Origin of the sequence: Pseudomonas floridensis, assembly GCF_002087235.1 — a bacterium.
GTDB lineage: Bacteria > Pseudomonadota > Gammaproteobacteria > Pseudomonadales > Pseudomonadaceae > Aquipseudomonas > Aquipseudomonas floridensis.
Genome location: NZ_MUIO01000096.1, coordinates 39965 through 59681, shown reverse-complemented (window position 1 = coordinate 59681; position 19717 = coordinate 39965). Strand labels below are relative to the sequence as shown.

Annotated in this window: 24 protein-coding genes; 13 read left to right on the top strand and 11 right to left on the bottom strand. The window is 59.6% G+C overall.

Annotation, left to right across the window (positions count from 1 at the left end; all coding sequences use genetic code 11):
* The first annotated feature begins 3 nt into the window (after positions 1-3).
* Positions 4-588, top strand: coding sequence for a TMEM165/GDT1 family protein (locus BZK31_RS22510; RefSeq protein ID WP_083185510.1), 585 nt, complete (start codon positions 4-6; stop codon positions 586-588).
* Positions 589-646: 58 nt separating this feature from the next.
* Here the strand turns inward: BZK31_RS22510 and BZK31_RS22505 are convergent, their stop codons facing one another.
* The 4 genes from BZK31_RS22505 to BZK31_RS22490 form a co-directional block, all read right to left on the bottom strand.
* Positions 647-1465 carry a M48 family metallopeptidase gene (locus BZK31_RS22505; protein ID WP_083185509.1) on the bottom strand — a complete coding sequence of 273 codons (819 nt, stop codon included), beginning with the start codon at positions 1463-1465 and terminating at the stop codon, positions 647-649.
* 156 nt (positions 1466-1621) lie between these two features.
* Positions 1622-2251 carry an SOS response-associated peptidase gene (locus tag BZK31_RS22500; protein ID WP_083185508.1) on the bottom strand — a complete coding sequence of 210 codons (630 nt, stop codon included), beginning with the start codon at positions 2249-2251 and terminating at the stop codon, positions 1622-1624.
* Between the two features lie 33 nt (positions 2252-2284).
* A complete protein-coding gene (locus tag BZK31_RS22495; protein ID WP_083185507.1) occupies positions 2285-2548 on the bottom strand; it encodes a putative signal transducing protein in 264 nt (87 codons plus the stop codon).
* Positions 2548-2730: a CPXCG motif-containing cysteine-rich protein gene (locus tag BZK31_RS22490; RefSeq protein WP_083185506.1), complete on the bottom strand. Its 183-nt coding sequence runs from the start codon at positions 2728-2730 to the stop codon at positions 2548-2550. Before BZK31_RS22490 ends, BZK31_RS22495 begins: the two co-directional genes overlap by 1 nt.
* Before the next feature lie 105 nt (positions 2731-2835).
* On the opposite strand from BZK31_RS22490, the gene BZK31_RS22485 reads away from it, so the two are divergent.
* On the top strand, positions 2836-3999 hold the full coding sequence (locus BZK31_RS22485; RefSeq protein ID WP_083185505.1) for a 1-acyl-sn-glycerol-3-phosphate acyltransferase: 1164 nt from the start codon (positions 2836-2838) through the stop codon (positions 3997-3999).
* A 203-nt stretch (positions 4000-4202) separates the two neighbouring features.
* Positions 4203-4409, top strand: coding sequence for a hypothetical protein (locus tag BZK31_RS22480; protein ID WP_083185504.1), 207 nt, complete (start codon positions 4203-4205; stop codon positions 4407-4409).
* 73 nt (positions 4410-4482) lie between these two features.
* Here the strand turns inward: BZK31_RS22480 and BZK31_RS22475 are convergent, their stop codons facing one another.
* Entirely contained in the window at positions 4483-5067 is a 585-nt protein-coding gene (locus tag BZK31_RS22475) for a YajG family lipoprotein (RefSeq protein WP_025993200.1), read from the bottom strand.
* A gap of 203 nt (positions 5068-5270) precedes the next feature.
* Between BZK31_RS22475 and BZK31_RS22470 the strand changes: the two genes are divergently transcribed.
* Together BZK31_RS22470 and mqo are read left to right on the top strand one after the other, a co-directional pair.
* Complete coding sequence (locus tag BZK31_RS22470) at positions 5271-5504, top strand: hypothetical protein (protein ID WP_083185503.1); 234 nt, start codon at positions 5271-5273, stop codon at positions 5502-5504.
* A gap of 723 nt (positions 5505-6227) precedes the next feature.
* Positions 6228-7736, top strand: coding sequence for a malate dehydrogenase (quinone) (gene mqo, locus BZK31_RS22465; RefSeq protein ID WP_083185502.1), 1509 nt, complete (start codon positions 6228-6230; stop codon positions 7734-7736).
* 87 nt (positions 7737-7823) lie between these two features.
* Here mqo and BZK31_RS22460 read toward each other — a convergent pair whose 3' ends face one another.
* The gene (locus BZK31_RS22460; protein ID WP_167378084.1) at positions 7824-8720 is read right to left on the bottom strand and encodes a homocysteine S-methyltransferase family protein; all 897 of its coding nucleotides are present in this window, start codon (positions 8718-8720) and stop codon (positions 7824-7826) included.
* A gap of 110 nt (positions 8721-8830) precedes the next feature.
* Here BZK31_RS22460 and BZK31_RS22455 point away from each other — a divergent pair, with 110 nt between their 5' ends.
* Both BZK31_RS22455 and BZK31_RS22450 read left to right on the top strand, forming a co-directional pair.
* The gene (locus BZK31_RS22455) at positions 8831-9652 is read left to right on the top strand and encodes an ABC transporter substrate-binding protein (protein WP_083185500.1); all 822 of its coding nucleotides are present in this window, start codon (positions 8831-8833) and stop codon (positions 9650-9652) included.
* A complete protein-coding gene (locus tag BZK31_RS22450) occupies positions 9649-10476 on the top strand; it encodes an amino acid ABC transporter permease (protein ID WP_083185499.1) in 828 nt (275 codons plus the stop codon). Before BZK31_RS22455 ends, BZK31_RS22450 begins: the two co-directional genes overlap by 4 nt.
* A 100-nt stretch (positions 10477-10576) precedes the next feature.
* Here the strand turns inward: BZK31_RS22450 and BZK31_RS22445 are convergent, their stop codons facing one another.
* From BZK31_RS22445 to BZK31_RS22435, 3 genes are all read right to left on the bottom strand, one after another.
* A complete protein-coding gene (locus tag BZK31_RS22445) occupies positions 10577-10864 on the bottom strand; it encodes a PA4642 family protein (protein WP_083185498.1) in 288 nt (95 codons plus the stop codon).
* 64 nt (positions 10865-10928) lie between these two features.
* On the bottom strand, positions 10929-11423 hold the full coding sequence (locus BZK31_RS22440; RefSeq protein WP_083185497.1) for a hypothetical protein: 495 nt from the start codon (positions 11421-11423) through the stop codon (positions 10929-10931).
* Between the two features lie 67 nt (positions 11424-11490).
* A complete protein-coding gene (locus BZK31_RS22435) occupies positions 11491-12048 on the bottom strand; it encodes a hypoxanthine-guanine phosphoribosyltransferase (RefSeq protein WP_004879756.1) in 558 nt (185 codons plus the stop codon).
* 212 nt (positions 12049-12260) lie between these two features.
* Between BZK31_RS22435 and upp the strand changes: the two genes are divergently transcribed.
* Positions 12261-12899, top strand: coding sequence for a uracil phosphoribosyltransferase (gene upp / locus BZK31_RS22430; RefSeq protein WP_083185496.1), 639 nt, complete (start codon positions 12261-12263; stop codon positions 12897-12899).
* A gap of 4 nt (positions 12900-12903) precedes the next feature.
* Positions 12904-14181: a uracil-xanthine permease family protein gene (locus tag BZK31_RS22425; protein WP_083185495.1), complete on the top strand. Its 1278-nt coding sequence runs from the start codon at positions 12904-12906 to the stop codon at positions 14179-14181.
* A 45-nt stretch (positions 14182-14226) separates the two neighbouring features.
* Here the strand turns inward: BZK31_RS22425 and hemH are convergent, their stop codons facing one another.
* Positions 14227-15249, bottom strand: coding sequence for a ferrochelatase (gene hemH, locus BZK31_RS22420; protein ID WP_083185494.1), 1023 nt, complete (start codon positions 15247-15249; stop codon positions 14227-14229).
* Positions 15250-15272: 23 nt separating this feature from the next.
* Positions 15273-16175 (bottom strand): TIGR01777 family oxidoreductase, encoded by a 903-nt coding sequence (locus BZK31_RS22415; protein ID WP_083185493.1) that lies wholly within the window; start codon positions 16173-16175, stop codon positions 15273-15275.
* Positions 16176-16475: 300 nt separating this feature from the next.
* Here BZK31_RS22415 and BZK31_RS22410 point away from each other — a divergent pair, with 300 nt between their 5' ends.
* From BZK31_RS22410 to BZK31_RS22395, 4 genes are all read left to right on the top strand, one after another.
* Positions 16476-17462, top strand: coding sequence for an NAD(P)/FAD-dependent oxidoreductase (locus BZK31_RS22410; RefSeq protein ID WP_083185492.1), 987 nt, complete (start codon positions 16476-16478; stop codon positions 17460-17462).
* The gene (locus tag BZK31_RS22405) at positions 17459-17674 is read left to right on the top strand and encodes a TIGR02450 family Trp-rich protein (RefSeq protein ID WP_083185491.1); all 216 of its coding nucleotides are present in this window, start codon (positions 17459-17461) and stop codon (positions 17672-17674) included. Before BZK31_RS22410 ends, BZK31_RS22405 begins: the two co-directional genes overlap by 4 nt.
* Before the next feature lie 172 nt (positions 17675-17846).
* Positions 17847-18809 (top strand): YbgA family protein, encoded by a 963-nt coding sequence (locus tag BZK31_RS22400; protein ID WP_083185490.1) that lies wholly within the window; start codon positions 17847-17849, stop codon positions 18807-18809.
* 2 nt (positions 18810-18811) lie between these two features.
* Positions 18812-19714, top strand: a complete 903-nt coding sequence (locus BZK31_RS22395; RefSeq protein ID WP_083185489.1) for a MerR family transcriptional regulator — start codon at positions 18812-18814, stop codon at positions 19712-19714.
* Positions 19715-19717 lie beyond the last annotated feature (3 nt).

Genomic DNA, 19717 nt, shown 5'->3' with positions numbered 1-19717 from the left:
CTGATGCTGGAATCACTCTTAATCCCTACCGCAGTCGTTGCGCTTGCCGAAATCGGTGACAAGACGCAATTGCTCGCGCTCATCCTCGCCGCACGCTTTCGCAAACCCTGGCCCATCATCGCCGGCATTGTCGCCGCGACCCTGGCCAACCATGCGGCGGCCGGAGCAGTAGGTGCCTGGTTCAGCAGTTTCCTTTCCGACGCGGTCCTGCACTGGATTCTCGCCGCAAGTTTCACCGCCACCGCGCTCTGGACCCTGGTTCCGGACAAGATGGACGATGACGAAGCCAGCACCGCACGCAAATTCGGTCCGTTCATGACCACCCTCATCACCTTCTTCATCGCAGAAATCGGCGACAAGACGCAGATCGCTACGGTCATGCTCGCAGCGCAGTATTCGTATTTGTGGCTGGTGATCATCGGCACCACGGTCGGCATGCTGATTGCCAACGTGCCGGTGGTACTGGCGGGCAATTTTGCCGCCGAGAAGCTGCCGTTGACGATGATTCGCCGACTCGCCGCCTGTGCGTTTTTCGTACTGGCGCTGGTGGCGGTGTACAAGGCGATGCAGGTCAGTGGCTGGGTCTGAAGTGAGGGATTCAGGCGCGTTGCGAGCGGTCAGGCAACGCGCCGTTTCTGCGCGTCGATCAGGACTTGGGCGCGCTCTGATACAACGGCATCACCTTGGGAATGGCGGCCTGCAGGGACGCGATCCGGTTCTGCGAAGCCGGGTGAGTGCTCATGAATTCAGGCTGCGAACCACCGGAGTTCTGGGTCATTTTCTGCCACAGGCTGATCGCCGCGTTCGGGTTGTAACCGGCGCGAGCGGCCAGTTCGAGGCCCAGCAGATCGGCTTCGTTTTCATTGCTGCGGCTGTTGGGCAGCGTCAGGCTGTAATTGACCACCGTGTCGGCCAGCGCCAGGCTGTCCTGACCCAGACCGAGCAAGGCGCCCGCACCCTGTTTGGCCATCGCCACGCCATAGGCCTTGGACATCGCCTCGCGTCCGTGCTCGCGCAAGGCGTGGGCAATTTCATGGCCCATGACCGCCGCGATTTCATCATCGGTCAGCTTCAGGGTATCGATCAGGCCGGTGAAGACGATGATCTTGCCGCCAGGGCCGCAATTGGCGTTAAGGTCATCGCTCTTGATCAGATTCACTTCCCACTGCCACTGGGCCGAATCGGGCCGCAGTTTCGGTGCCTGGGCAATCAGGCGCCTGGCAATCGCATTGACACGTTTGGCATCCTCACTGGTGGTGTCCAGCACGCCCTTGCTGCTCGCCTCGCCCACCGTCTGCTGGTAGGACTGCGCGTACATTTTGTTCACTTCGTCGGTGGAGAGCATGCTGAACATGTACTGCTTGCGCTCGACACCTACCGAATCACCGGTCGTGGTATTGACGGCCTGACACCCGCCGAGCAGTAACGCAGCGCTCAAGGCACAGAGGGCAAATGACTGACGCATGGTGAATCTCCTTGTTCGTGAGGCGGTCATCCTAGGGCGTGAAGACACCCAGCGCCAGATACCAGCCAAGTGCCATGTTGGTACATGGCAGCGGCAAATGGTTCCTCAGGTATGTCAGATGTGTATCAGAACGGTGTCTGGATGAACATGGCTGACTCAACCCAGCGGCGTGAGGCACTCCGGCGCATTGAGTTTCGGGTCGTTCACAAAGTTGGCCAGCGGCCGCTCGCGCAAGGCCATTTGCGGTGCCGCGAGCAAGGCCTGTAATGCCGGGAGCGGCGTATCGGCCGCCAGCCAGGCTTTCTGCCCTTCGGCATCCAGAATCAGTGGACGACGTTGCGTGGCGGCGGCCTGAGTGACGACGGCCACGCTCAGGTAAGTGTGACCCTGCACCGGATACGCTTCCCAGATGGCGGCAAAAAACAGCGCCGAGCCTTCGCCCGGCGTCAGCCAGAACGGGCGTTTGCGCGATGTGCCGCGCCATTCATAGAAACCATTGGCCGGCAGCAGGCAGCGACGTTTGATGAACGCTTCACGAAACATCGGCTGTTCGGCCACCGTCTCGGCCCGCGCATGAGCGGGCGTTCGCGACAGGTCGGTGAGCCACGCCGGGGTCAGTCCCCAACGGGCGCGCACCAGCTCGATATCACCGTCCGCCTCGGCAGCACGCATGATCAATACCCAGTCGGCCGGAGAAATATTCCATTGCGCCTGCTGGTCAGCCGGAAAACCGGGCAAGGCCGCGAAAGCGGGTGTCCAGCGAAACAGGGCATAACGTCCACACATGAGGGGTATTCGGACTCTTTTGAATGAAGGTGTTCAACACACCAGTACATCGGGGAAGCTGTCCGGCTCGTCACCACCGGACATCGGCGAAGCTGCATTGTACGCAGTGATCAACGCGCGTGCGCGCTCGACCATGTCGTCTTCCACGGTAATCCAGAGCAGGCCGAACACGGGCAACTCGCCCATACCGCCGAGCAGGTCACGCCCGGCGAGGTGCGCTTCGATCCCTTCGCTGGCCAGCATGCCCTGCAGCAACTCGCCTTCCATGAGGTTTTCCGGCTCGTAGATTCTCTGCATCACTCATTCTCGCTGCGTACATCCAGATGCCATTCCTCACCGTCGGTCTGGAGGTCGAATACGATCGGGCGGCAACAGACCGGACAGTCTTCAATGTACTGTTGATCGCCACCGGACAAATCCAGCACGGCTTCCACAGGCTCGCCGCAGTAAGGGCAGTCGTAACTCTGTAATTCCTGCATCGCGGTCTCCGGGATCAGTTATGCGTATAATTGCCTCATTCTTCGAAGGTTGTCGTGACAAACCTGCCTTCTTTTTACCCTATCCGTTTCCAACAAGAGAGCATGATGGGCGAATTCGATGCCATCCGACCTTACAACGATGCAGAAGTCCCGGCCGTTCTGGCACGTCTGCTGAGCGACAAAGCCTTTCTCGCCATCCTGACCAAATTCCGTTTTCCACGTCTGGCACCCGCCTTCGGCTGGTTTCTGCAGCCTACGCTTGCCCGTAAACTGCGCCGTGAGTTCGCCGGTATCGATTCGGTCGCCACGCTGCAGGACAAGGTCGAGTATTACGTCGACCACACCATCGAGCGTGCCACCGATGGGGTGACTTACACCGGCGTGGAGCAACTCAAGTCCGGCTGCGCGTACCTGTTTCTGGCCAACCACCGCGATATCGTGATGGACCCGGCGTTCGTCAACTATGCCGTGTACCACGCAGGCCTGCCCACGCCGCGAATCGCCATCGGTGACAACCTGCTGCAGAAGCCCTTCGTCAGCGACCTGATGCGCCTGAACAAGAGCTTTATCGTGCACCGCTCGATCATCGGCCGTCGCGAGAAGATGGCGGCCTATCAGTTGTTGTCGGCGTACATCAACCATTCGATTACCCAGGATTGCCAATCGATCTGGATCGCGCAGGCCGAGGGTCGCGCCAAGGACGGTGACGACCGTACCGAATCGGCGATCCTCAAGATGTTTCACATGAGCCGCAAGGATGAACCCTTCGGTGACGTGATCCGCTCGCTCAATCTGATTCCGGTCTCGATCAGCTACGAATACGATCCGTGCGACCAGGCCAAGGCTCGCGAGCTGTACATCCGTGCGACCACCGGGGTCTACACCAAGACGCCAGGCGAAGATGACGTGAGCATTGCGCTCGGCATCACCGGTTATAAAGGCCGCGTGCACGTGAACTTCGCGCCGCCGGTCACCGAGCATTTCGAAGACACCAAACAATTGGCCATCGAAATGGATCGGCAGATTCTCGGGGGCTATCGCCTGTTCCCGGTGCATTACCTGGCTTACGCCCAGTGGGCTGATGCAGACCCGAGCCTGAACGTGCCGCTGGCTGCCGATCTGTTTCCCACCGAAGAACTCAACCGGGCAAAGGATGAGTGGGAAAGCCGACTGGCCGGCACGCCTGCCGAGCATCGGCCTTACCTGATTCAGCAATACGCGACGCCGGTACGTAATCAATATCGGGTAAAGGCCGGGCTGCCACTTTAAATGAACGGCGACCGAGCATGCCAATGCCCCGCATTGGCATGCAGCCGAAGGATCAAGAATGGCTCGGCATGCTTACCGCGGACACGACCCGATTTCGAAGTATCTTGTAAGAAATTTCCCTGGCCGCTGTCACCTAACCGTAACGCACCCCCGGCATTGTGTGGCTCCTCAAGAAACGGACTTCCCTCTTTTTGGAGCTTGTCATGCTGCATGCAAAAAACCAGGATCGCCTTTATCTGATTGCCCAGAGCGATGAACAGCAGGAGCTGATCGACGCGCTGGCGTTCAATGTCCAGGACCGTCACTGGCTTGTCTACTGCGCGTTGGGCGGCCATGTTCATCACGATCTGCCCGACCTGGATCAGGACACCGGCTTCAGCTTTCTGGACTTCTATCAGCAGGCAGCCTGACCCGCTCTGAATCCTGCAGATGTAAAAAAGCCCGGCCCTCTCATCGAGGGCCGGGCTTTTTGTTCGCCGTGATTTACTGCGACAGGGTCGAACCGATGGTCGGGTCCTGGAACACACGGGTCAGGGCGTCGCTCAGGACATCACTGACCAGCTTGGTGTTCGTTTCCTGGTTGGGTGCCATGCCGAAACGCTGATCCAGCGACGCCGCATAACGGCCACTGTAGTTACGACCATTGTTGCGTACATCGGCACGGAAGGTAGAGCTGATGGTGGCTTCGGTCACGTACAGACCTTCCTTGGGCGACTGATACTTGAGATCTGCCAGGGTCACGGTCAGCTGCGGAGCGTTGCCGCCGCCCTGAGTCGGCGTGAAACCCAACAGGCGCACGGCTGCTTCGGCCTGGGCCTGCAGCTTGGGCACGATGTCATTGCCACTGACGCTGATGGAGCTGGTTTCCGGGTACATACCGCCACGAGTACCCAGCGTCGGGCCAGGGCGGCCGTCCACTACGCGCACGATGACCGGCTGACCACGCCCGACAGGGGCCAGTTGTGCATTCAGCTTGGGTTGCGGGCTGAGTTGTTGCGGACTGTGGGCACAGCCCACCAGGGTCAAACTGCTTACAGCAAGCAAACCGAACAAAAGGCGACGCAGCATGCTCATTTCTCCATGGGCCAGGCACTGAATGTGCCGCAGTATAGCGGCGTGCAACACCGGCTAACAGTGTCCGCCAACCAGTAAGGCTGGGACCGCCCGGAACACCGGATGGTTCAGGCCCGGCTCATGTAATCAGGGCGTCATATCAGGGCGGCAGACTTGCCTTCACTGCCCCGACGCTCACTCATGAAAGGAGCTGCGCCATGAATCCGTTCTGGTCTCTGTTCACCTCACGCCCACAGCACCGCCACTACGCTCGCGTGGATCACACCGGCATCTGCCGTGCGTTCAAGCAATGTGCCGAGCATCCTTCGGGTCATGAGTGGGTCGAAGTCCACGAACAGAAACTCACCTGGCTGAATCGCCCATTGCCCGCCAGCGCACGAGTAGCGCAACGCAGCGTGCGGGCGACACGCCGTCAGTTAATCACCGCCTGACCCGATCGCGAATAAAAGTCACTTAAACCGATCAATTCCTGTCGTTTCATCGCTATAATCTCCCCCCGATTATAAGGACGTCTCCTGATCGGGCCTCGCAGCATGGCTAATCACCGTATTAGCGCCTCCGTTCTGCCCACAGAGAGCCGCCCACACAGGTCATTGCAGACCGGTGTGCTCGATGAATGGTGCAGAAACGCTCGAATCCCATCGAACCTTTCTGGCCTATCAGCGCCTCACCTTGTATGCATCGATCTGCCAGAGCTGCCATCGCAGCCATTTTTGAGGTTTGGTTCGCGTTTCCAAAAGAACGTGAAAAACGGTTTCACTACTTCACAAGAGTGTGGCGAGCAATGAATAGGTACGCGTTTGTAAAGGCACCATCAGCGTCTGAACCGGCCCTTTTGAACAGGACTGACCGCGACTGCGCCTCCATCACCGGAGCCTGAAGACGATCGTCGGGAACCGGTCACTCAAGTGACCGACACCTTGACGATGGTCGAATGGCCGAGCAGGTTCGAACGTGCGTTCATGCCTTACGATGAACCTCGATTGAGCCTGACCGGGACCTGCGCTTGAGATGCAAAAAATTGCGAAGAATCGGACAGGCGATCCTGGCCGGGAAGCGATGGGCACAACCCAGACCCTTGCCCCGACATCCCGGCACACAGCCTCAGGATCGTATGCCGTCAATTTGGTGCTGCAGATTTTGGAGACGCGTTAATGGCGCATAACGAAGCAGTCGATGTAGTACTGGTCGGAGCGGGCATCATGAGTGCCACGCTGGCCGTACTGCTCAAAGAGCTCGACCCCGGCCTCAAGCTGGAAGTCGTTGAGCTCATGGACTCAGGTGCTGCAGAGAGTTCCAACCCCTGGAACAACGCAGGCACCGGCCACGCCGGCCTGTGCGAACTGAACTACACCCCGCCCGCCGCCGATGGCTCCATCGACATCAAGAAAGCGGTGCACATCAACACCCAGTTCGAAGTGTCCAAGCAGTTCTGGGCTTACCTGGCCCGCAAAGGCACCTTCGGCTCTGCGAAGTCGTTCATCAATCCGGTCCCGCACCTGAGTTTCGTTCAGGGCGAAAACGGCATTTCCTTCCTCAAGACCCGTTTTGAGGCCATGCGCAAGCACCACGCGTTCTCGTCGATGGAATACACCGAAGACAAGACGACGCTTGCCGAGTGGATGCCGCTGATGATGCCGGGCCGTCCGGCGGACGAGAAGATTGCCGCGACACGCATGATGAACGGCACCGACGTCAATTTCGGCGCGCTGACCAATCAGTTGCTCAAGCACCTCTCCAGCGCCCCGGATGCTCAGGTCAAATACTGCAAGCGCGTAACCGACCTGACCCGCAAGGGTGACGGCTGGACCGTGACCATCAAGGACGTGAACAGCGGCGGAACCCGGCAGATCGACGCGAAATTCGTGTTCCTCGGCGCGGGCGGTGCGGCGCTGCCCTTGCTGCAAATGTCCGGCATCGAAGAAAGCAAAGGCTTTGGCGGCTTCCCGGTCAGTGGCCAGTGGCTGCGTTGCGACAATCCGGAAGTGGTCAAGCATCATCAGGCCAAGGTGTACAGCCAGGCCGCCGTCGGATCGCCGCCGATGTCGGTGCCGCATCTGGATACCCGGGTGGTCGATGGCAAGAAATCCTTGCTGTTCGGACCTTATGCCGGCTTCACCACCAAGTTTCTGAAACACGGCTCGTTCCTCGATCTGCCGCTGTCGGTGCGCGTGGCCAACATCAAGCCGATGCTGGCCGTGGCCCGCGACAACATGGACCTGACCAAATACCTGGTCAGCGAAGTCATGCAGTCGATGGAGCAGCGTCTGGAATCCCTGCGTCGCTTCTACCCGGAGGCCAAGGCCGAGGACTGGCGTCTTGAAGTCGCCGGTCAGCGCGTGCAGATCATCAAAAAGGACGCCAAGAAAGGCGGCGTGCTGCAATTCGGCACCGAACTGGTGTCGGCGAAGGACGGCTCACTGGCGGCATTGCTTGGCGCCTCGCCCGGTGCCTCCGTGACGGTCTCGATCATGCTGGAATTGCTCGAGCGCTGCTTCCCGGAAAAAACCCGCACCGAGTGGGCTGCCAAGCTCAACGAGATTTTCCCGGCGCGGGAAAAAGCCCTGGAAACCGACGCGCAGCTGTACGAGCGCATCAGCAGCCAGAGCGACGAAAGCCTGGAACTGGCTGAAAAGACCAATCAGGAACAGAGCTTCGCCTGATCTGCTTCGCTTCAACGCGTGAATGAAAAACCCCGTGGACTCGCAAGAGCCACGGGGTTTTTCTTTTAGCGCGCCAAAAGTGATCGATTAGAGACTGCGTGACAACACTGCGATGTGTTCGGGACCGATGCCGCAGCAGCCGCCGATGTGCGTGGCACCGCGCTTGACCCAGTCTGCCGCCCATTGCTGATAACCCTGAGGATCGAGGTCCTCACGCAATTCATCCAGACCGTCGTTGGCGGTAGCGTCTTTAGGCTGCGGCGGGAAGGCGTTGGCGTAGGCGCCAATCGCGATGTCTACGTTCAACGATTTGAACACCTCACGCGCAGCATCGATTGCGCCGCCAATCACTTCCGGCTGACTGCAGTTGAACAGCAGGGTCGCGACGCCCATTTCAGCGGCTGCCTTGGCCGCGTCCGCCACCGGCTCGCCGGAACGCAAACGCGGAACCTCATCAGTGTCCTCGTCCTGCAAGGTGAACGACAGCCAGAAGGGTTTGCCATCGGCTGGCAGCCCGGCTCGAATGGTCTGCGCTTCAAGGATGCAGCTCTGCGTTTCGGCCAGCCACAGGTCCACATAAGGCGTCAGACCGGCGACCAGAGGTTGCAGGATTTCGGCAGCCCGCTCCGGCTTGTACAAGTCGGGACGGTAAGAGCCGAACAACGGCGGAATGGAGCCCGCTACTCGCGTACGACCACCCGACGCATCGGCCGATGCCCGCGCCAGTTGGCCGGCCAGTGCAGCCAGCGCCTGACCTTCAGCAGCGAAACGCGCTTCGCCGATGTGAAACGGCACCACGGCGTAACTGTTGCTGGTAATCACCTGAGCGCCACTTTCGATATAAGCGGCATGCACGTCACTGACGGCTTCAGGCGCTTCACTCAAGGCCAGCGCAGACCACTCTGGCTGGCGGAATGGCGCGCCGCGACGCTGTAGTTCGCGGCCCATGCCGCCGTCGAGAATTACAGTTGTGCCTTGGGTCATAGGTGATCTACTTATATGTATATGAAAAAAACTCATTATGAGTCAGTCTTGTATAACGTATTTAATACGGCACTTTCATCAAACTACAAATACTTTCTCAGGGGACATCTGTGAAACTTAGCGCTTTGCTGGGCATTGGCCTGGTTACTCTGGCTGCCTCCACTCAAGCCCTGGCCGGCGCCACACTGGACCGCGTGCAGAAGAACAAAGAGCTGGTCAATGTCCTCATGGAGAGCTATCCGCCCTTCTCGTTTCTGAATGACAAAAACGAGCTGGACGGCTTTGACGTCGATGTTGCCAAGGCCGTGGCACAGAAGCTGGGCGTGAAGGTGCGCTTCGAAACGCCTTCGTGGGATGTGATCGCCGCAGGCCGCTGGAGCGGTCGTTACGACATCTGCGTCTGCTCGATGACCCCGAGCAAGGCCCGCGCCGAAGTGTTCAACTTCCCGGTCGAATACTACGCATCGCCTGCCGTGATCGTGGTCAACGCCAAGGATGACCGCATTCATTCGGCCAAGGACCTGAGCGACAAGAAAGTCGGCCTGACCAGCGCATCGAGTTACGAAAGTTACCTGAACAAAAACCTGGTGATCGAAGGTGCGGAAGACACACCGTTGCAGTATCCGTTCGAAAACGTGCAGATCGCTCCGTACGATAACGACAACGTCGCGTTCCAGGACCTGGGACTTGGCGCGGGTGTGCGACTGGACGCGGTGCTCACCAATCTGGTGACCGCCAAACCACGGCTTGATCAGGACAAGCGTTTCAAGCTGGCGGGCGAGTCGCTGTACGAAGAGCCCAACTTCGTGGCCATCGAGAAGAACGATCCCGAGTGGGACGCCAAGGTTCGCGAAGTCTTCGCAGAACTGAAAAAGGACGGCACGCTGAGCAAGTTGTCGCAGAAATGGATCGGCGCCGATATCAGTAAATGACTTCTTTCCCGCGTCCACCCGAGCAGGCTGATCAAAGCCTGCTCAAACGAGTCTTCGGCTTCCGCACACGGCTGTACCTGACCTGGCTGGTCATGTTCCTGTTGTTCGCGGGCTTTTTCCTGAGCTTCGACCTCAAGCTGTCGATCATCCTCGACAAGCTGCCCAACCTGATCGGTCTGCACCTGGCACCCAATGGCTTTTTGCAAGGTGCGGCCCTGACGCTGTTCGTGTCGGCGTGCTCGATCGTGGTCTCGGTGGTGCTGGGTTTCGTCACTGCGCTGGCGCGACTGTCCAGCAGCGCCGTGGCGTTCGGCATTGCCAGCTTCTACGCGTCGTTCTTTCGCGGCACGCCGTTGCTGATTCAGATCCTGCTGATTTACCTGGGCCTGCCGCAGGTGGGGATCGTGCCGGGCGCGATCATGGCCGGCGTGATTGCCCTGTCGCTGAACTACGGGGCGTACCTGAGCGAGATCTTTCGCGCCGGCATCATCGGTGTCGCCGCGGGTCAAAGCGAGGCTGCGCTGGCACTGGGTCTGCGCCCGACGCAGATCTTCTGGCGTATAACCCTGCCTCAGGCCATGCGCACCATCATCCCGCCGACAACCAATCAGTTCATCTCGATGCTCAAGGATTCGTCGCTGATTTCAGTGATGGGGGTCTGGGAAGTGATGTTTCTGGCGCAATCCTACGGCCGGTCCAGCTATCGCTACATCGAAATGCTGACCACCGCAGCGGTGCTGTACTGGATCATGTCGATCGGGCTCGAGCTGTTGCAGTCTCGCCTGGAACGGCATTACGGCAAAGCCTACAAGGCCCGCAAGTAAGGCCTGACAGCGATCGCGCCTGCGTACGCGTCTGGAAAGGCGACGCAGCACGTCATGGCGGCATGCCCACACCGCGTGGGCATGCTCAAGGTGCGAGCGCTCAGCTGCGCGCCTGTTCGATCAGTTCGATGTACTCGTCGGCGTTGCGCTGATCCTTGATCAGAGCGATGAAGTCATTGCCGTGCTCGTCCTTACCGTCGAAGTCGTGACCGGCTTCCTTGAAGAACACCAGAAAGCGCTCGAAATCGTTGATCCGCAGGCCGCGATAGGCCTTGATCAGCTTGTGCAGCGACGGCGAAGTGGCGTCGTAGGGTTCGAAGTTGAGGAACAGCTTGATCTGCTCGTCACCGATCTCATCGCCAATCAACTGCTTTTTGTCTTTACGCATTGCAGGCTCCAGCTTGTCGCACACTTTCACGGGCGGGCAGTTTACCCCCCTGCGCGCCTGCGGCTCAACGCGCGCGTGTGGGCGTTGTGTGCAGATCGGCCCAGATGTGGCCGTTGGCGTAGCTGAGGAACTGGCAATACACCTTTTCATTGCGCAGCAGGTCCACCAGCACCCGGTATTGGGCCAGCGGATAGTAGAGCGTCAGGGTGCGCGAAGACTCGTCGTAAGTCGGTTTTTTGAGGCTTTTGCTATCGCCCGCATCGAAATGAACCAGAACCTGCGAGATGGACGCGCCCTTGTTCAGCGACTTGCCCTTCAGACGTAATAGCAGCGGCGACGTGACCGGAATCGGCTGCTGACTGGAAAGTCGTTGATTACCGGCGACGATGGTGAACTCGGTGACCCGCATCAATTGTTGCTGCTCGGGCTCCCCGACACGCAGGCCCTGCTCGTCAGGTGGCAGGTATTGCTCATGCATGGGACTGGCCGACACCGATGTCACGAATGGCAACCCCGACAACAACGCCAGCGCGAGCGCGCCGGGAATCAGTAGCTTCATGCAGTTTTCCCCGAGAGAAACGGACAGACGCTGCCCCGGCGTGTGCCAAGGCAGCGGTCAAGCTGCGTTACATGCCTTTGACGGCGTAGATACCGGCAGCGTTGCGCCAGTAGCCTTTGTAGTCCATGCCGAAGCCGAAGATGTAACGGTCGATGCACGGCAGACCGACGTAGTTGGCTTTAAGGTCCGGGCGAGCCTTGCGGTCATGGTCCTTGTCGATCAGCACCGCGGTGTGCACGGCGCGGGCACCGGCATGCTTGCAGAAGTCGATGATCGCGCCCAGCGTGTGGCCTTCATCGAGAATGTCATCGATGATCAGCACGTCGCGGTCGATGAACGACACTTCCGGCTTGGCTTTCCAGAACAGGTCGCCACCTGTGGTTTCATTGCGATAACGGGTAGCGTGCAGATAGGACGCCTCCAGCGGGAAGTTCAGGTGGGTCAACAGCTTGCCCGAGAAAATCAGACCGCCGTTCATCACGCAAAACACAACCGGGTTGCGTTCAGCCAGTTCGGCATTGATCTGCGCGCCGACGCGGGCGATGGCAGCATCGACTTCAGCCTCTGTGTACAGGCAGTCAGCCTCGCGCATGATTTGACGGATATGCTCGAGATCAGCAGACATGAAGCGCTCTCCAGGTGTGGGCAGTGTAAGAAAAGCGGGCAAAGGTACGCATACGTTCGACTCAGGGCAAGCGATTCTGGACTAACGTTGCGAGTGTCTTCTAAAAGCTTCGAACGTCCAAGCAACAGAACAATACTGCACACATCGTAAGACAGTATCTGCTGAATAGATTAATCTAGGCCGTTTTTTTGCCCCCGCTGGAGCCTTTCCTTATGCCCATTCGTGAGATCCGTCATCCGCTGATCCGCCACAAGCTCGGCCTGATGCGCCGTGCAGACATCAGCACCAAGAATTTCCGGGAGCTGGCGCAGGAAGTGGGCGCTCTGCTTACTTATGAAGCCACTGCCGACCTGACCCTGGAAAACTACGACATCCAGGGCTGGGCCGGAACCGTATCGGTCGAGAAGATCGCCGGCAAGAAAATCACCGTCGTGCCGATCCTGCGCGCCGGTATCGGCATGCTCGATGGCGTGCTCAGCCTGATTCCGGGCGCCAAGGTCAGCGCCGTCGGCGTGGCCCGTAATGAAGAGACTCTGCAGGCCCACACCTACCTTGAAAAGCTGGTGCCGGAAATCGACGAGCGTCTGGCGATGATCATCGATCCGATGCTGGCCACCGGCAGCTCCATGGTCGCGACCATCGACCTGCTGAAGAAGGCCGGCTGCAAGGAAATTCGTGCCATGGTTTTGGTCGCCGCACCCGAAGGCATTGCCGCTGTAGAAAACGCGCACCCGGATGTGATGATCTACACCGCGTCCATCGACGAGCGTCTCAACGAACACGGCTACATCATCCCGGGCCTGGGCGATGCCGGCGACAAGATTTTCGGCACCAAACAGAAGGACGCATAACCCGATGACGCAGTCCGAGTTCAATGATCCACTGTGGCGTACGGTTCTTTCCGGTGCGCAAATGCTGTTCGTGGCTTTTGGCGCGCTGGTCTTGATGCCGCTGATCACCGGACTCGATCCCAACGTTGCATTGTTTACCGCAGGCCTGGGCACGCTGTTGTTCCAGATCGTGACCGGTCGCCAGGTGCCTGTGTTTCTGGCCTCGAGTTTCGCCTTCATCACCCCGATCATTCTTGCCAAGGGCCAGTTCGGCCTGGCCGCGACCATGGGCGGCGTAATGGCGGCGGGCTTTGTGTACACCTTTCTGGGCCTGGCGGTGAAGATCAAAGGCACCGGTTTCATCGACCGCCTGCTGCCGCCGGTGGTGATCGGTCCGGTGATCATCTCCATCGGTCTGGCCATGGCGCCGATTGCCGCGAACATGGCGATGGGCAAGTCCGGTGATGGTGCCGAACTGATTCACTACCAGACCGCCATGCTGATCTCGATGCCCGCCCTGCTGACCACGCTGATCGTGGCGGTGTTCGGCAAGGGTATCTTCCGTCTGGTGCCGATCATCTCCGGCGTACTGGTGGGTTTTGCGCTGTCGTTTTACTTCGGTGTGGTCGACACGGCGAAGATTGCCGCCGCACCGTGGCTGGCCATTCCGCACTTCACCGCGCCGGAGTTCAACTGGCAGGCGATTCTGTTCATCGTACCGGTGGCGCTGGCCCCGGCCATCGAGCACATCGGCGGCGTGATTGCCGTGGGCAGCGTCACCGGTCGTGACTACCTGAAGAAGCCAGGCCTGCATCGCACGCTGTTCGGTGATGGCATCGCCACCACCGCAGCCGGGCTGTTCGGCGGTCCACCCAACACCACCTACGCCGAAGTAACGGGCGCGGTGATGTTGACCAAAAACTACAACCCGAAAATCATGACCTGGGCGTCGATCTTCGCCATCAGCCTGGCGTTCATCGGCAAGTTCGGCGCGCTGCTGCAGAGCATTCCGGTGCCGGTGATGGGCGGGATTCTGTGCCTGCTGTTCGGTTCGATTGCGGCGGTGGGCATGAACACCCTGATCCGTCACAAGGTCGACCTGGCCGAAGCGCGGAATCTGGTGATCGTCTCGGTGACACTGGTGTTCGGTATCGGCGGCGTGCTGATCGGCACAGGCACTGGCCCGGATGATTTCGGCATGAAAGGCATCGCCCTGTGCGCCGTGACCGCCATCCTGCTGAACCTGATCTTGCCAGGCAACGACAGCTGGAAGAACAAGCAACTGGATGATCAATTGCCGTAAACCTTCAGCGACCCGGGCGCCAGTCCCGGGTCATACTGGCCCTCTTTACAGCATCAACGGCGCCCGCTCGCAGAGCTTGTTCAACGCCTTCGCCCAGTTCGGGTCGTCATTCAGACACGGCACCAGGACCAGTTCCTCACCGCCCGCTTCCTTGAACTGTTCGGCGCCCCGATCGCCGATCTCTTCCAGCGTCTCGATACAGTCGGCGACAAAGGCCGGGCACATCACCAGCAGCTTCTTCACGTCCTGAGCCGCGAGTTCTTCCAGACGTGCCTCGGTGTAGGGTTCGATCCACTTGGCGCGGCCCAGCCGCGACTGGAACGACACTGACCATTTGCCATCCGGGATGCCCATGCGCTTGGCAAAGGCCGCTGCCGATTGCAGGCACTGGGCGCGGTAACAGGTGGCGAGCACTTCCGCCGGCGCGGTCATGCAGCAGTCTTCCTTGAAGCAATGCTTGCCGGTCGGGTCGAGCTTGTGCAGATGCCGCTCCGGCAGACCGTGGAAGCTCAGCAGCAGATGATCATGCGGCTGCTCCAGATGCGGACGCACGTTTTCCACCAGTGCGTTCAGGTATTCAGGCTGGTCGAAAAATGGCTGCAACAGTGAGAACTGCATCCTTAAGGATTTGGCCCGCACCACGCGCTTGGCTTCTTCGATCACCGTGGTGACGGTGCTGTCGGCGAACTGTGGATAAAGTGGCGCGAGGGTGACCTTCTTGAAGCCCTGCTCTGCCAGACGCGTCAGCACGGTTTCAATGGATGGCTCGCCGTAACGCATCGCCAGCTCGACCGGGCCGTGATCCCACTCCTTTTTCATCGCCTGCTGCAAACGCTTGCTCAGTACCACCAATGGCGAGCCCTCGTCCCACCAGATCGATGCATAGGCATGCGCCGACTGCTCCGGGCGCTTGATCAGGATCAGCGACACCAACAACCTGCGCACCGGCCACGGCAGGTCGATAACGTAAGGGTCCATCAGGAACTGATTGAGGTAACTGCGCACATCTGCCACTTGGGTAGAAGCAGGCGAACCCAGGTTGACCAGCAACAACGCGTGATCGGTCATGCAACATCCTAATTCAATGGCTTTCAGTGTCGACCCAGCAAATCCTGCAGGGCGGTTTTAAGATCGGTGAAGCGAAAGGTAAAGCCAGCTTGTTGCAGGCGTTCGGGTCGAGCCCGCTGGCCACCCAGCAGCAGCACCGACAGTTCACCCAGCAGCGCCTTCAATGCCAGCGCCGGCATCGGCATGAATGCCGGCCGGTGCAACACGCCGGCCAGGGTCTTGGCGAACTCGCGATTGCGCACCGCTGCCGGCGCGCAAAGATTATACGGGCCGCGTGCGTCAGCAAGATTCAACAGAAAATCAATCGCGGCGATTTGATCCTCGATATGCACCCAAGGCATCCACTGCCTGCCATTGCCGATCGGACCACCCATGCCCAGCTTGAACGGCAGCAGCAGTCGTTGCAGGAAACCGCCATGATCGGACAACACCAGCCCGGTGCGTAACACCACCACGCGCACACCCAGTGCCTCGGCGCGCTGTGCGGTTTCTTCCCAGGCACCACACAGTTGACTGGCGAAATCTTCCTTGGCGGGATGCGAAGTCTCGTCCAGTTCCCGCTCGCCACTGTCGCCATACCAGCCAACGGCGGAGCCTGAGATCATCAAGCCGGGTTTCTGAGCCTGCCTGTCCATCCAGGCGAGCAACTGCTCGGTCAGACCGATGCGGCTTTCCCACAGCATCAGTCGACGCTTGCGGGTCCAGGGCCTGTCGGCAATGGGGGCGCCGGCCAGATTGACCACGGCATCGACCGATTGATTGCCAAGCTCGTCGAGACGGGCGATGCCCTTCACCGAAGGGCCGCATAACCTGGAAACGTCAGCGGGGCTTCTGCTCCAGACGGTCAGTTGATGGCCTTGAGCCGACCAGTGTCGGCAGAGCGCTCGTCCTATCAAACCAGTACCGCCGGTCAGCAATATGTGCATGGCAGGTTCCCTCGCGTGGCGTTCGTGGCAATTGAGTAGTCTATTTTTTACAGGTGACGCTTATCCAGACAACGAAACTGTTTGCTCAACCATAGGCCACACCTGAACGGACTGGCGCTTTACTGCCCTGCCCGGGTAGTTGGCCCATTGTCGATTGGCAGCAGACTGAACGTCTTCGACCTTAAGGGTTGCAAAGTGACTCACAGCAAAATCGAGAACCACTGCAAGTTATACCAGACAAGAAGATTGTACAGGTTTTAACTACGGCGTAGTCTGTGCAGACAAGGTAACGAGGCCCCTATGACTGTTCCTATCGCAATCATCGGTACCGGTATCGCCGGACTTTCAGCGGCCCAGGCTCTTACGGCAGCCGGGCACTCCGTGCACCTGTTCGACAAAAGCCGCGGCAGCGGCGGTCGGATGTCCAGCAAACGCAGCGAAGCTGGCTCGCTGGACATGGGTGCGCAATATTTCACCGCTCGCGACCGGCGCTTTGCTGCCGCCGTCAAACAATGGCAGGCCCAGGGTCACGTCGCCGAGTGGACACCTTCGCTCTATAACTTCCATGGCAACAGGCTCAGCCCGTCGCCCGACGAACAGGTGCGCTGGGTCGGCACACCGGGCATGAGCGCCATTACCCGGGCCATGCGCGGCGACTTGCCGGTGTCGTTTTCGTGCCGCATCACCGATGTGTTTCGCGGTGAACAGCACTGGAACCTGCTCGACGCCGACGGTGAAAGCCACGGTCCGTTCAGCCACGTGATCATCGCCACGCCGGCGCCTCAGGCCACCCCGTTACTGGCCGCCGCGCCGAAGCTGGCCAGCGTCGTGGCCGGGGTCAAGATGGACCCGACCTGGGCCATCGCGCTGGCCTTCAGCACACCACTGCAAACCCCCATGCAAGGATGTTTCGTGCAGGACAGCCCCATCGACTGGCTGGCACGCAATCGCAGCAAGCCGGAACGCGATGACACCCTCGATACGTGGGTGCTGCACGCGACCAGCGCCTGGAGTCGCCAGCATCTGGACATGCCCAAGGAAGATGTCATTGACCATCTGCACGGTGCATTCGCCGAACTGATCGATTGCCCCATGCCCGAGCCGGTGTTCACCCTCGCCCATCGCTGGCTATATGCAAGACCGGCGGGCTCCCATGAATGGGGCGCGCTGTCCGATGCCGACCTGGGCATCTATGTCTGCGGCGACTGGTGCCTGTCGGGCCGCGTCGAAGGCGCCTGGCTCAGTGGCCAGGAAGCCGCACGCCGTCTGCTGGAACATGTGCAATGAATCAGATCAACCCACGCAAACTGCTGCTGTCGAAATGGACGGCAGCCAGCCCCGTGAATCGTGAAAAACATTTTCTGGTGACCGAGTTGTTCAAGAACGAAGAAGGCACGGTGCTGGAGATCGAGTTGCAGGCGGTGCTCACCCAGCGCAGCGAACGTCTGCCTTGGCAAGTGCTGCAGTCGGACACCCTCTGGCGCATGGGCTGGAAATAGTTTTCGGTCCGCGAAACAGGGCGTGCCTGCCAGCCGCACGCCCCTCATCCTCGCCCTCCACAACCTCTTGTGAATCTTCTACAAACAATTTGACTTGTACAGCTATGCACCTATGATGAGGACAAGTTGTACAGAGCATTTTGTCTGTACAAGTCTTCTGTAGAGGTTGGTGATGTCCACGCCCTTAATCGAAAAGCCAAAACTCGGTATCAGTGCCTGCCTGATGGGCGCCGAGGTTCGCTTCAATGGCGGCCACAAGGAATCTCATCTGTGCACCCGTGCCCTGAGCGAATACTTCGATTTCGTCCAGGCCTGCCCGGAAGTTGCCATCGGCATGGGCATTCCCCGCGAACCCATTCGACTGGTCGGTGATGCGCAACATCCGCGAGCGCTGGGCACGGTCAATCGTGAACTGGATGTCACCGACGCCCTCGCCGACTACGGCATCCAGATGGCGGACGAACTGGACGATATCTGTGGCTATATCTTCATGCAGAAATCGCCGTCGTGCGGGCTTGAGCGGGTCAAGGTGTACCGCGAGAACGGCGCGCCGGTCGATGGCGGCGGTCGCGGTATCTACGCACAAGCGTTCTGTGAGCGTCATCCCAATCTGCCGGTCGAAGAAGACGGCCGCCTGAACGACGCCGTGCTGCGCGAGAATTTCGTGACCCGTGTGTTCGCTTATGCCGCATGGCAGCAGTTGTTGAAAGCAGGCGTGACGCGCCGTGCCCTGACCGAATTTCACTCGCGCTACAAGTACCAACTGATGGCCAACGACCCAGTGCAGTACAAGGCGCTGGGCAAGATGCTCGGCAGCATGGGCCGCAGTGATCCGAACGAAATCGCCCCGCAGTACTTCAGCGAGCTGATGACCGCCCTGAAGAAATGCGCGACGCGCCGTACCCACACCAACGTGCTCCAGCACTTGAGCGGCTACCTCAAACAGACCATCAGTGCCGAGGACAAGCAGGAAATCCAACAGCTTATCGCCCAGTACCATCAAGGCATCGTGCCATTGATCGTGCCACTGACCCTGCTCAAACACCATTTCCGCCAACACCCGGATCCGTATGTGGCCTTGCAGGTGTACATGCAGCCCCACCCGGAAAACCTCAGCCTGCGTAATGCGATTTGAATATGAATGAAATGGATACCGACGTTCCGGGCGACTGGCTGCCAATCCGTGAGGTCGCACGCCAGACCGGCGTCAACGCAGTCACGCTGCGCGCCTGGGAACGGCGTTACGGCCTGATCGTCCCGCACCGCACGGCCAAGGGCCATCGCCTGTATTCTCAGGAACATGTGCAGCGGGTGATGATGATCCTGACCTGGCTCAACCGTGGCGTGTCGGTCAGCCAGGTCAAAGCCCTGCTCGATGACGACCGCCAGGAAGCGCCCAACCCGTCCAGTGACTGGGATGCATTGCGCCAGACGCTGCTGGTCGCCATTGGCGAACTGGCCGAGCGTCGTGTCGACGATGTGTTCAATCAGGCGATGTCGCTGTACCCGCCGCGCACCTTGTGCGAACAGCTGCTGATGCCGTTGCTCGCCGAGCTGGAACAACGCTGGCAGGGCAAGTTCGGCGCGCAATTGGAACGCACCTTCTTTTATTCCTGGCTGCGCAGCAAGTTCGGCGCACGCATCTACCACAACAACCGGCAGCTCAGTGGCAAGCCGGTTCTGCTGGTGAACCAGTCCGATCTACCGCTCGAACCGCATCTATGGCTGACCGCCTGGCTGGTCAGCAGCGCCGACTGTCCGGTTGAAGTATTCGATTGGCCATTGCCGGTAGGTGAACTGGCCCTGGCGGCGGAATACCTGCAGCCACGCGGCATCGTGCTGTATTCGAGCAAGGCCATGAACCTGGCCCAACTGCCGCGTTTGCTGGCCAATATTGCCTGCCCGGTGGTGCTCGGTGGACCAACGGTAAAGATCCACAGCGCCGAGTTGCTCGTAAGTGCAGACGAGGTTGCAGGTCTGACCCTCTTCGATGACCCGCTAAGTGCTCAGATCGAGCTTGGCAAGCTCGGCATTATCTAAGGA